Genomic DNA, 12,340 nt, shown 5'->3' with positions numbered 1-12,340 from the left:
CGGCGCGACCGTCGCGCGTGGCGACGGGCCCGGTCCGCGCGTGGCGACGGGCCCGGTCCGCGCGTGGCGACGGGCCCGGTCCGCGCGTGGCGACGGGCCCGGTCACGTGGGCGAAGAGCACGCTCGCGTGCGGAAACGGGCATGGTCGCGCATCGCCGTCGGGCATGTTCCCGCACCGCCGTCGGGCACGTGCGTGCATGGCGATGGTCACAACGGCGCGCGGACGCCCCCTGCCCACCCGCCCCCACCCCGTAACCTGTCCCTCGTGGCAAACCCAAGGGACGTCGTCCGCATCCCGGATGCGAAGGTCGCGCTCTCCACGGCCTCCGTCTACCCGGAGTCGACGGCGACGGCCTTCGAGATCGCCGCGCGCCTCGGCTACGACGGTGTCGAGGTCATGGTCTGGACCGACCCGGTCAGCCAGGACATCGAGGCCCTGCGCAGGCTCAGCGACTACCACCGCATCCCGATCCTCGCCGTCCACGCGCCCTGTCTGCTGATCACCCAGCGGGTCTGGTCCACCGACCCCTGGGTCAAGCTCCAGCGGGCCCGAGCCGCCGCCGAGAAGCTGGGCGCGAGCACGGTCGTCGTGCACCCCCCCTTCCGCTGGCAGCGCCAGTACGCCCGCGACTTCGTCGAGGGGATCTGGCGGATGGCCGACGAGACCGATGTGCGGTTCGCGGTGGAGAACATGTACCCCTGGCGCTACCGCGACCGGGAGATGCTGGCGTACGCCCCCGACTGGGACGTCACCAAGGACGACTACCGGCACTTCACGATCGACCTCAGCCACGCCTCGACGTCCCGCGTCGACGCGCTCGCCATGTTCGACCGGATGGGCGGCAGGCTCGGCCATGTCCACCTCGCCGACGGCCGCGGCTCCGCCAAGGACGAGCACCTGGTCCCCGGCCGCGGCACCCAGCCCTGTGCCGAGCTGCTGGAGCGGCTCGCGGTCACCGGGTTCGACGGGCACGTCGTCATCGAGGTCAACACCCGGCGCGCGATGTCCGGCGCGGAGCGCGAGGCGGATCTCGCGGAGGCTCTGGCCTTCACCCGCCTGCACCTGGCCTCGGCCGTGCGGGTGCCCCGCCGGTGACCGGCGCCGACCACGGCTCCGGCGTCCGCCGCCGGGGTCGGCCCCCGCGTACCGAGTCGGCCGGCACCCGGGACCGTATCCTCGCAGCCGCCCGCGAGGAGTTCTCCGAACGCGGGTACGAGAAGACGTCCGTACGGGCCATCGCCAAGGCCGCCGGGGTCGACTCCGCCCTGGTCCACCACTACTTCGGCACCAAGGAACAGGTCTTCGAGGCCGCCGTCTCGGTCGCCTTCGCTCCCGCGCTCGACGCGCCCACCGCCCTCGCCGACGGCCCGCTGGACGGGGTGGGCGAGCGCCTGACCCGGTTCGTCCTCGGCATCTGGGAGAACCCCACCAGCCGTGCCCCCCTGCTGGCGATCGTCCGCTCCGCCGTCAACAACGAGACGGCGGCCGCCGTCTTCCGCCGACTGATCGCCGCGCAGCTGCTGCGCCGGATCGCGGAGCGGCTCGACATCCCCGACGCGGAGCTGCGCGCCGAGCTGGCGGCGGCGCAGCTGGTGGGGTGCGCGATGCTGCGCTACGTGATCAAGGTGGAGCCGCTGGCCTCGGTGGACGTGGAGCAGATCGTGACCCGCGTCGCCCCGGTGGTGCAGGGACACCTGACCGGGCCGTGACCAGCGCCGCTGAGACATGGGTCCCGTATTGCGGACACCTCGTCCCGAGGCCTGAACAACGGGCGTACGCTCAATAGCAGCCCTATCTGCCTGAAGGAGCGAGCGACGATGCCCGAGCTGAGGTCCCGCACAGTCACCCACGGCCGCAACATGGCGGGCGCCCGCGCCCTGATGCGCGCCTCTGGTGTACCCGGCGCGGACATCGGCCGCAAGCCGATCATCGCCGTCGCGAACTCCTTCACGGAGTTCGTGCCGGGCCACACCCACCTCCAGCCGGTCGGCCGGATCGTCTCCGAGGCGATCAAGGAGGCGGGCGGCATCCCGCGCGAGTTCAACACGATCGCCGTCGACGACGGCATCGCGATGGGCCACGGCGGCATGCTGTACTCCCTGCCCTCCCGCGACCTGATCGCGGACTCGGTCGAGTACATGGTCGAGGCGCACTGCGCCGACGCCCTGGTCTGCATCTCCAACTGCGACAAGATCACCCCCGGCATGCTCATGGCCGCCCTGCGCCTGAACATCCCGACGGTCTTCGTCTCCGGCGGCCCCATGGAGGCCGGCCGCGCGACCCTGGTCGACGGCACGGTCCGCACGCTCGACCTGGTCGACGCGATCTCCGACGCGGTGAACGACAAGATCTCGGACGAGGACATCCTCCGCATCGAGGAGAACGCCTGTCCGACCTGCGGCTCCTGTTCCGGCATGTTCACCGCCAACTCGATGAACTGCCTGACCGAGGCCATCGGTCTCTCCCTGCCCGGCAACGGCTCGGTCCTCGCCACCCACACGGCCCGCAAGCAGCTCTACGTCGACGCGGCCCGCACGGTCATGGACCTCACCCGCCGCTACTACGAGCAGGACGACGAGACGGTCCTGCCGCTCAGCATCGCGACCTTCGCCGCGTTCGAGAACGCCATGGCCCTGGACATCGCGATGGGCGGGTCCACCAACACGATCCTGCACCTGCTGGCCGCGGCCCAGGAGGCGGGCGTCCCCTTCGGCCTGGAGGAGATCAACGAGGTCTCGCGCCGGGTGCCCTGCCTCGCCAAGGTCGCCCCGAACGTGGCCAAGAGCCGCACGTACTACATGGAGGACGTGCACCGGGCCGGCGGCATCCCCGCCCTCCTCGGTGAGCTGCACCGCGGCGGCCTGCTCAACGAGGACGTCCACTCCGTCCACAGCCCGTCCCTCGCCGACTGGCTGAAGACCTGGGACGTGCGCGGCGGCTCCCCGTCCCCCGAGGCGGTCGAGCTGTGGCACGCGGCGCCGGGCTGCGTCCGCTCCGCCGAGGCCTTCTCCCAGTCCGAGCGCTGGGCGGCCCTCGACGAGGACGCGGCGGAGGGCTGCATCCGCTCCGTCGAGCACGCGTACTCCAAGGACGGCGGCCTCGCGGTGCTCAAGGGCAACCTCGCCGTCGACGGCTGCGTCGTCAAGACGGCCGGCGTCGACGAGTCCATCTGGACCTTCGAGGGCCCCGCGGTCGTCTGCGAGTCGCAGGAGGAGGCCGTCGAGAAGATCCTCAACAAGCAGGTCACGGACGGCGACGTGGTCGTCATCCGCTACGAGGGTCCCAAGGGCGGCCCCGGCATGCAGGAGATGCTCTACCCGACGTCCTTCCTCAAGGGCCGCGGCCTCGGCAAGACCTGCGCGCTGATCACCGACGGCCGCTTCTCCGGTGGCACCTCCGGCCTCTCCATCGGCCACGCCTCCCCGGAGGCGGCCTCCGGCGGCACCATCGCCCTCGTCGAGGACGGCGACCGCATCCGCATCGACATCCCGAACCGCACGATCGAGCTCCTCGTCGACGAGGCCGAACTGTCCCGCCGCGAGCAGGCGCTCAACGGCGTGTACGCGCCGAAGAACCGCGAGCGCAAGGTGTCGGCGGCACTGCGGGCCTACGCGGCGATGGCCACCAGCGCCGACAAGGGCGCGGTGCGCGACGTGTCGAAGCTGGGCTGACCGCCGGAACCAGGCTGGGCTGAACCGCCGGAACCACCGCAAGCCCGAAAAGGGGCCGCCTCCACAGGGGGCGGCCACTTTTTTGCGGCGCTACCAGTCAGCTTCTGTGTGCCGCTACCAGTCGGCGCTACCAGCGGTCGGGATCCGCCGCGTCCACGCCGAAGACGGTGCCGTCGGGGGCGGTGGCGTAGACGTGGTCGTCGAGGAGCAGGGGGGCGGGTACAGAGGCCGCCACTTCGCCCGCGGCCGCTCCGAAGCGTGCGGGGGTCTGTCCGGCTGCCGCCCCGGTGCGCGCGTCCACTGCCGTGAGCCGGCCGTCGGCAGCGGAGAAGTAGACGTGCCGGCCGTCGGCGACGGGTGCCGAGCCCCGGCTCACCGAGGTCTCCACATGCCATGTGCGCCTGCCCGCAGCCATGTCGACGGCGTCCAGCGAGCCGGCGGCGCCCAGCACGTAGACCACACCGTCGTGCACGCCTGCCTGGGCGTCCTCACGGGGCACGGACAGCCGGACCCGGCGGGTGGCCCCGGACCGAGGGGTGTACCGGACCACGGCGTCGGTGTCGCCGTACACCGGGTCGGCGGACAGCAGGAAAACCGTCCCGTCCTGCGCACCGACCGGTGTCAGCCGCCCCCGCAGCCGAGTGCCGGCAACCCGTACGGCTCCGGTGGCCGGATCCAGGACGGTGATCCGGGTGCTGGTCCCGTCCGCGGACACACTGGTCACGAACGCCGACGACGGATCCGCGGGGAAGAAGTCGATCCGCGCCGTGCCGTGAACCCCGGTCGACCGGGTCCATTCGGTGCCGCCGGTCGCGCTGTTCACCCCGGTCACCGTGCCGTCCGGGCGCGTGAGCAGGAGCACGGCACCGGCGTACTTCATCCCGCTGTTCTCGGGCAGGTCCCGCTGCCACCGGATTCCGCCCGAGGCCGGGTCGAGTGCCCGCACGTGCCGTGCCCCGTCCGTGACGAGCTGGACGAGGCCGCCGGAGAGGACGGGTGGCCGGTGGGCGTCCGGGACGGCGTGCCGCCAGAGCACCGAACCCGTCGCCGGGTCCAGGGCGAACGCCACCGACGCCGCGACGCAGAACAACCTCCGCCCACCCGTGGTGCACTGGGGCGTGGCCGCGTTCTCGGCGACCGGTTTCGTCTGCCAGCCGGAGAAGCCGGCGGCTGTCGTCCTCGGATCGCTCGCCTGCGGCCGCGGGGTGCTGCCGACACCCCACTCGGCCAGGGCCACGACCGCGCCGAGCGCGAGAACGACGGCACCGGTGGCCAGGGCGACTCGCCTGCCCAGCCCCGGTCTGCGCACCTGCCGCGGTTTCCGCGCCGCCGCCGGAGGCTCCGCCTGCGCGACCTGGCCGGCATCGTCTCCGGCAAGAGCACCGGTGGTGGCCCGCTGCGCCGGTATGAACGCCTGCGTGTCGTACGACGCGGCCAACGACCGCAGCGCGCGCATCAGTTCGTCGGGCGTCGGCCGGTCCTCGGGCTCCTTGGCGAGGCAGCGCAGTACCAGCGGAGCGACCTCCTCCGGTACACCCGTGAGGTCGGGCTCGTCATGGACGACCTGGTAGGCGACGACATAGGGACTGTCGGAGTCGAACGGCCCCCGCCCCGTCGCCGCATGCACCAGCACCGATCCCAACGCGAAGACGTCGGCGGCGGGCCCCACTTCACGCGGCCGCCGGAACTGCTCCGGTGCCATGAACGGCGGCGTCCCGATCAGCTTTCCCGTCTCGGTGCGCAGTTCGCTGTCTTTCGGCCGGGAGATACCGAAGTCGATGACCTTGGGACCGTCCTCCGCGAGCAGCACGTTGCTCGGCTTCAGGTCCCGGTGCACCACGCCGACCCGGTGGATGTCGCGCAGCGCCTCGGCCAGCCCCGCCATCAGCCGGCGCAACTGGGCCGGGGGCATCGGCCCGTTCCGCTTCACGTGCTCGGAGAGGGTCGGCCCGGGAATGAAGAGGGTGGCCATCCAGGGCCGTTCGGCCTCGGGATCGGCGTCCACGACGGGTGCGGTGAAGGCGCCGCTGACCTTGCGTGCGGCGGCCACCTCCTGCCGGAAACGGCCCCTGAACTCACGGTCCTTGGCGTACTCGGCGTGCACGACCTTCACCGCGAGCTTGAGCCCCGAGGTGCTGCGGGCGAGGTGCACCACGCCCATGCCACCGGAGCCGAGGCAGGACTCCAGGCGGTAGTGCCCGGCGTACTCGGGAAGTTCCGCTTCCGCGCCCGCTCCGGTGTTGCGCTGTGGCGTCAAGGGACCACCCCCGTGCTTAATCCGCGGAGCGCGACGCACGGAGCCTAGTCGATGACCGGTACGGGACAGAGGCGGCTTGCCAGCCTCCGCGTGCGAGTTACGCACATGTGTTTCATGGCTCGAATGTGGGGAATCAACGGGACTCCATGGCACTCATGGGTCCACTGGGGGGAGCACCGCATGTCCGTCGATCACGCACAGGAAGCCGAGAGCAGCGGCGAGGAGAAAGCGACGCTGACGGCGGCCACCACCGTCCGCTACTACTCGGTCGCCCCCGGGGTCCGCCTGAACGTCCGCAGCGGCCCCGGCACCGGCTACGACATCACCCGTGTCCTCCCCGAGGGCGCCAGGGTCCCGATCTACTGCCAGACGCCCGGCACCTGGGTCTCCGGCTCCTACGGCACGTCGAACATCTGGGACAACATCAGCAACGGCGAGTTCGTGTCCGACGCCTACGTCCAGACCGGCAGCGACGGCTACGTGGCCGACCGCTGCGGCTGACGGCGGCCGACCCGACCCGGAGCCCGTGGGCGTCCGGCGCCATAATCGTCCCGTGAGCGACGAACCAGGCACCCCGGACACCCCCGCGGGCTCCACCGGCGGACCCCGCCCCGAGCCCCTCCGCTTCTTCGGCACGTCCTGGGTGCACCACGACGACGGCTACACCGTCCGCCGGATCGGCGTGGCCGTGGGCTCGCTGGCCGCCGCCGCCGTCTCCTGCCTGGTCCTGCGCCTCGCCTACGAGGGCGTCCAGCTCGCCGACACCGGTGCCTTCGTGACCGTCCTGGTCGTCGCGATGTTCGCCGTCTGCAGCGCGCTGGCCTTCCGCACCACCTGGGAGTCCTTCGGCAAGCGCCCCGACCCCGAACGCCAGGCCTCCCTGCGCGGCCTGCTCGCCATCGGCTTCGTCGGCTCGCTCCTCGCCTACTTCTTCCGTTCCCTGACCGAGGCCCCCGGCGAGGGACTCCACCGCGCCGAGTACGACACCGCCGTCCGGGAACACGAGCACCGCAGCATCCGCCGCTCGGGCAACCCGTCGAAGAAGAAGCGGAAGCGCTGAGGCCGACGCGGCCCGCCCGCCCTCCGGTCACCTCCGGCCCATCCCCCGGAAACCCCTGTCGCGCCCGCCCCGTCCACCGGGACCATGGCCGCATGACCACAGGCCAGTCGCAGTCGCACCCCCGGGACCTGCCCCCGCCCCCCGCTCCCTCCCACGCCGCCCGCGCCCGTTCCTTCGACGCCGCCGCGGCCCAGTACGCCGCGAACCGCCCCTCCTACCCGCCCGCACTCCTCGACGCCGTCGAGGAGGAGGCCGGCCGCGCCCTCGCGGGCGCCCGGGTGGTCGACGTCGGCGCGGGCACCGGCATCGCGACCGCCCTCCTGCACGCGCGCGGCGCCGACGTGGTCGCGGTGGAACCGGGGGAGGGGATGGCGGCGCAGTTCCACGCCACCCTCCCCGGCGTCCCGATCGTCCGCGGCAACGGCAACGCGCTCCCGCTCGCCACCGGCACCGCCGACTTCGTCACCTACGCCCAGGCGTGGCACTGGACCGACCCGGCGCGTGCCGTACCGGAGGCGCTGCGCGTGCTGCGTCCCGGCGGGGCGCTGGCGCTGTGGTGGAACACCAGCGCGCTCGACGTCAAGTGGATCGCCGAGGCCGCCGAGCGGGTCAGCCGTTTCTTCGGTGTCGACTACGCGGCCGAGCAGAGCAAGAGGCCTGACCGCACCGATCTCGCCGACCCCAGCGGGCGGCTCCGCTTCACCCGCCGTGAGGTCCGCTGGAGCCGGCGGGTCCCGGTCGACACCCACCTCGCCAACATCGGCAGCCACTCGGTGTTCCTCGTCACCCCGGAGCCCCGTCGCACCGCCTTCCTCACCGAGGAACGCGCCCACCTCCTCCGGACCTTCCCCGACGGCGTCGTCGAGGAGACCTACGACGTCCTCCTCCTGGTGGCCCACAACACCTGACGCCCCTACCGACAGCCCCCCGCTCGCGGTTGCGCCTTGGCTGCGGGCCGGCGGGTGCTGCCCGCGCCCACGCGGCGGAGCCGCACATCGACACAGCCCCGCGCCCTTGGCGGGGCGCTGCGGTCGGCGTTGCTTTCCGGCGCGGGCGAGAGGGTCTGGCTACGCGGCGGAGCCGCATGTTGGCACAGTCCCGCGCCCCTGGCGGGGCGCTGGCCGTGCTGTGTCTCGTTCAGCCGCGGGCAGTCGTGCCGCTGGGGCGGCGGCACGGGTGGGCGCTGGGGGTCCCCCCCGGCCGAAGGCTGAGGGAAGTGCCCTGCGGGCGCCGGTGAGTGGTCCCACCTTGACGGCCCACCCTCTCCCGCGCATTATTCATCGCATGGTGAATTACTCGCCGGTGCCACCCCAGGCCCCCGGCACCTCCGCCCCGCCGCCCGCCGTCCAGGCCACCGGACTCACCGCGGTCCGCGGCCCCCGTACCGTCCTGCGCGGCCTCGACTTCACCGTGCCGCGCGGTCAGATCACCGGCCTCCTCGGCCCCTCCGGATGCGGCAAGTCCACCCTCATGCGCGCCGTCGTCGGCACCCAGGCCAAGGTCACCGGCACCCTCGACGTCCTCGGCCGCCCCGCCGGTCACCCGACCCTGCGCACCCGCATCGGCTACGTCACCCAAGCCCCCTCCGTCTACGACGACCTGACCATCCGCCAGAACCTCGACTACTTCGGCGCGATCCTCGACCCCGCCCGCCCCACCCCCGACCGCCGCGCCGACGTCGACCGCGTCCTCGGCGAAGTCGACCTCACCAGCCACGCCGACGCCCTCGCCGGCAACCTCTCCGGCGGCCAGCGCAACCGCGTCTCCCTGGCCGTCGCCCTGCTCGGCAGCCCCGAACTGCTCGTCCTCGACGAACCCACCGTCGGCCTCGACCCCGTCCTGCGCCGCGACCTCTGGAACCTCTTCCACTCCATCGCCGCCACCCGCGGCGCCACCCTCCTCATCTCCTCCCACGTCATGGACGAGGCCGAACGCTGCCACCGCCTCCTCCTCATGCGCGAGGGCCGGATCCTCGCCGACGACAGCCCCGAGGCCCTGCGCACCCGCACCGGCACCGCCACCGTCGAGGCCGCCTTCCTCCACCTCGTGGACGAAGCCGACGCCGCCTCCCGCACGAAGGAATCGGCCCGATGACCACTCAGCCGGCCACCATCCCCGTCCGCGCCCTCAACCTCTCCCGCACCACCGCCACCGCCGCCCGCGTCCTGCGCCAGCTCCGGCACGACCCCCGCACCATCGCCCTGCTGATCCTCATCCCCTGCCTGATGCTGGTCCTGCTCCGCTACGTCTTCGACGGCAGCCCGCACACCTTCGACAACATCGGCGCCTCACTCCTCGGCATCTTCCCCCTCATCACCATGTTCCTGGTGACCTCCATCGCCACCCTCCGCGAGCGCACCTCCGGCACCCTCGAACGACTCCTCGCCATGCCCCTCGGCAAAGCCGACCTCATCGCCGGCTACGCCCTCGCCTTCGGCACCCTCGCGATCATCCAGTCGGCCCTCGCCACCGGCCTCGCCGTCTGGTTCCTGGGCCTCGACGTCACCGGCTCCCCCTGGCTCCTGCTCCTGGTCGCCCTGCTCGACGCCCTGCTCGGCACGGCCCTCGGTCTCTTCGTGTCGGCCTTCGCGGCCTCGGAGTTCCAGGCGGTCCAGTTCATGCCCGCGGTGATCTTCCCCCAGCTCCTCCTCTGCGGTCTGTTCACCCCGCGCTCCCGGATGCACCCCGTCCTCGAAGCCGTCTCGGACGTCCTCCCCATGTCCTACGCCGTCGACGGCATGAACGAGGTCCTCCACCACACCGCCATGACCGGCACCTTCGTCCGCGACGTCCTGATCGTGGCCGGCTGCGCCCTGCTCGTCCTGGCCCTCGGAGCGGCCACCCTGAGGCGACGGACCGCCTGATCCACCACGTGATCCCGGCGCCGTCCGCCCAGCGGACAACCGGCCCCCGCCCCACCACCCGGTGCCAGACTGAACCGCATGAGTCAGAAAGTCGCAGTCCTCGGCACCGGCAAGATCGGCGAAGCCCTGCTCAGCGGAATGATCCGGGCCGGCTGGGCCCCTGCCGACCTCCTGGTCACCGCCCGCCGCCCCGAACGGGCCGAAGAACTCCGCGCCCGCCACGGAGTCACCCCGGTCAGCAACCCCGAGGCCGCCAAGACCGCCGACACCCTGATCCTCACGGTCAAACCCCAGGACATGGGCACCCTCCTCGACGAACTCGCCCCGCACCTGCCCGCCGACCGCCTCGTCATCAGCGGCGCCGCGGGCATCCCCACCTCCTTCTTCGAGGAGCGCCTCGCCACCGGCACCCCGGTCGTCCGTGTCATGACGAACACCCCGGCCCTCGTCGACGAGGCGATGTCCGTCATCTCCGCCGGCACCCACGCCACCGAGGCCCATGTCGCCCACGCCGAGGAGATCTTCGGCGCCGTCGGCAAGACCCTCCGGGTGCCCGAGTCCCAGCAGGACGCCTGCACCGCCCTCTCCGGCTCGGGCCCGGCGTACTTCTTCTACCTGGTCGAAGCCATGACGGACGCCGGCATCCTGCTCGGCCTGCCCCGCGACAAGGCCCACGACCTGATCGTCCAGTCCGCGATCGGCGCCGCCGTGATGCTCCGCGACAGCGGCGAACACCCGGTCAAGCTCCGCGAGAACGTCACCTCGCCCGCCGGCACCACCATCAACGCCATCCGCGAACTGGAGAACCACGGCGTACGGGCCGCCCTCATCGCCGCCCTGGAGGCGGCCCGCGACCGCAGCCGCGAGCTGGCCTCAGGCAAGAAGGACTGAGCGGGAAGCAGCCGCACGGGGACGGCGGGCTACCGCGCCGCGTTCAACACCGGCTCCGGTGCGGCCGTCCCCGGGAAGGCCCCCGGCGGCAACAGCCCGATCGCCCGGTAGGCCGTATCGACGATCGGCCGGGCGATCGCCCGAGCCTTCTCCGCTCCATGCCGCAGCACCTCCTCCACATATCCCGGATCGGCACACAACTCCCTGTGCCGTGCCTGCACGGGCCTGAGCGTCTCCAGGACAGCCTCCGCGGTGGCCTGCTTCAGAGCGCCGTACGAATCGTGAACGGCTGCCAGTGACTCAGGGTTCCCGCCCGTGCACGCAGCGAGAATCTCCAGCAGGTTCGCGATCCCAGGCCGCTCCTCGCGGTCGTACACGACCTCCCGTCCGCTGTCGGTCACGGCCCGCATGACCTTCTTCCGGATCACGTCCGGCTCGTCGAGCAGATAGACGATCCCCGGTCCGCAGTCGTCGCTCTTCCCCATCTTCGACGTCGGATCCTGCAGGTTCATCACCCGGGCGGCCACCGTCGGCACGGTCGCCTTCGGCACCGCGAACGTGTGCCCGTAGCGCTGGTTGAACCGCACCGCCAGATCCCGCGTCAGCTCCACGTGCTGAGCCTGGTCGTCGCCGACCGGCACCTCGTCCGCCCCGTACGCCAGGATGTCCGCCGCCATCAGCGCCGGATACGTCAGCAGGGACAGCCGCACCCCGCGCCCCCGCGCGCCCTCGCTCGCGACCTTCTCCTTGTACTGGATCATCCGCCGCATCTCACCGTCGGTCGCCACGCACTCCATGACGTACGACAGCCGGGTGTGCTCGTCGACATGGCTCTGCACGAACACGGTGCACAGCTCCGGGTCCAGTCCCGACGCCAGCAGCAGCGTCGCCGCCTGCCGAGTGAGCCTGCGCAGCCGGGCCGGATCGTGGTCCACGGTCATGCCGTGCAGATCGACGACGCAGAACAGCGCGTCGGACCGGTGCTGGTCCACGGTGGCCCACTGCCGCATCGCCCCCAGGTAGTTCCCCAGAGTCAGGTGCCCGGTCGGCTTGATCCCGCTGAAGACCCGTGTCATTCCCTCTCCACCTCCTGGTCGAGGCCGCCGTCCCCGGCGGCCGGCCCTCAGGGGTTCTGGAGGGAGATACGCGAACGGCCGCCGAAGCGGCGGCCGTTGAATACGTACGTGAGCGCGGCCGCCGTCAGGCGGGCCACCACTGCTGGGTACACGTACGCGTAGTCACGCCGCCCACCATACGCCGCCGGGCCGCCGTCCCGCCGCAAGTTGACACGCCCCCACCGGCTACGTAGTGTTCTCCGGGTTGTCCGACGTGAGCGCCGACCCCGGTCGGTCCCCGGACAGCCAATCCGCAAGTACCCACCGGCAATCGGCGACACGTCGCCGAGGGCTTTGGCGTGCGTATTCGCGGAATGAGGAATCCACGTTCGAAAGGACGCGGCCCCCGATTAGCTCGGAGGCCGGGAATCCGCTAAAGTCTCACTCGTCGGAACGGCCCAACAGCCGCGAGGACGACACCCGCTGACTGGGAATCAGACGCCGAAAGCATCTGATAGAGTCGGAACCGCCGGAAAGGGAA

At 71.9% G+C, this 12,340-nt stretch carries 11 protein-coding genes; 9 read left to right on the top strand and 2 right to left on the bottom strand.

The window, feature by feature from the left end; translation table 11 throughout:
- Nucleotides 1-265 precede the first annotated feature (265 nt).
- The 3 genes from AB0M11_RS32490 (at nt 266) to ilvD (ending at nt 3,672) form a co-directional block, all read left to right on the top strand.
- On the top strand, nt 266-1,096 hold the full coding sequence (locus tag AB0M11_RS32490) for a sugar phosphate isomerase/epimerase (protein WP_365711712.1): 831 nt from the start codon (nt 266-268) through the stop codon (nt 1,094-1,096).
- Entirely contained in the window at nt 1,093-1,710 is a 618-nt protein-coding gene (locus AB0M11_RS32485; RefSeq protein WP_365711711.1) for a TetR family transcriptional regulator, read from the top strand. Before AB0M11_RS32490 ends, AB0M11_RS32485 begins: the two co-directional genes overlap by 4 nt.
- Nucleotides 1,711-1,818: 108 nt before the next feature.
- On the top strand, nt 1,819-3,672 hold the full coding sequence (gene ilvD, locus AB0M11_RS32480) for a dihydroxy-acid dehydratase (protein WP_365711710.1): 1,854 nt from the start codon (nt 1,819-1,821) through the stop codon (nt 3,670-3,672).
- Between the two features lie 127 nt (nt 3,673-3,799).
- Here the strand turns inward: ilvD and AB0M11_RS32475 are convergent, their stop codons facing one another.
- Nucleotides 3,800-5,929, bottom strand: a complete 2,130-nt coding sequence (locus tag AB0M11_RS32475) for a serine/threonine-protein kinase (protein ID WP_365711709.1) — start codon at nt 5,927-5,929, stop codon at nt 3,800-3,802.
- Between the two features lie 180 nt (nt 5,930-6,109).
- Here AB0M11_RS32475 and AB0M11_RS32470 point away from each other — a divergent pair, with 180 nt between their 5' ends.
- The 6 genes from AB0M11_RS32470 (at nt 6,110) to proC (ending at nt 10,744) form a co-directional block, all read left to right on the top strand.
- On the top strand, nt 6,110-6,430 hold the full coding sequence (locus tag AB0M11_RS32470; protein ID WP_365711708.1) for an SH3 domain-containing protein: 321 nt from the start codon (nt 6,110-6,112) through the stop codon (nt 6,428-6,430).
- Between the two features lie 52 nt (nt 6,431-6,482).
- Nucleotides 6,483-6,989, top strand: coding sequence for an EamA/RhaT family transporter (locus AB0M11_RS32465; RefSeq protein ID WP_365711707.1), 507 nt, complete (start codon nt 6,483-6,485; stop codon nt 6,987-6,989).
- Nucleotides 6,990-7,081: 92 nt separating this feature from the next.
- Entirely contained in the window at nt 7,082-7,897 is an 816-nt protein-coding gene (locus AB0M11_RS32460) for a class I SAM-dependent methyltransferase (RefSeq protein WP_365711706.1), read from the top strand.
- A 376-nt stretch (nt 7,898-8,273) separates the two neighbouring features.
- Nucleotides 8,274-9,083: an ABC transporter ATP-binding protein gene (locus AB0M11_RS32455; RefSeq protein ID WP_365711705.1), complete on the top strand. Its 810-nt coding sequence runs from the start codon at nt 8,274-8,276 to the stop codon at nt 9,081-9,083.
- Complete coding sequence (locus AB0M11_RS32450) at nt 9,080-9,853, top strand: ABC transporter permease (RefSeq protein WP_365711704.1); 774 nt, start codon at nt 9,080-9,082, stop codon at nt 9,851-9,853. The genes AB0M11_RS32455 and AB0M11_RS32450 overlap by 4 nt, the downstream gene beginning before the upstream one ends.
- Before the next feature lie 78 nt (nt 9,854-9,931).
- Nucleotides 9,932-10,744 carry a pyrroline-5-carboxylate reductase gene (gene proC / locus AB0M11_RS32445; RefSeq protein ID WP_365711703.1) on the top strand — a complete coding sequence of 271 codons (813 nt, stop codon included), beginning with the start codon at nt 9,932-9,934 and terminating at the stop codon, nt 10,742-10,744.
- A 29-nt stretch (nt 10,745-10,773) separates the two neighbouring features.
- Here the strand turns inward: proC and trpS are convergent, their stop codons facing one another.
- A complete protein-coding gene (trpS, locus tag AB0M11_RS32440; protein WP_365711702.1) occupies nt 10,774-11,820 on the bottom strand; it encodes a tryptophan--tRNA ligase in 1,047 nt (348 codons plus the stop codon).
- Nucleotides 11,821-12,340: the final 520 nt, after the last annotated feature.

Origin of the sequence: Streptomyces sp. NPDC051987 (assembly GCF_040680735.1) — a bacterium.
In the GTDB taxonomy this organism is placed as follows: domain Bacteria; phylum Actinomycetota; class Actinomycetes; order Streptomycetales; family Streptomycetaceae; genus Streptomyces.
This window is presented reverse-complemented; position numbering and strand designations above follow the sequence as displayed.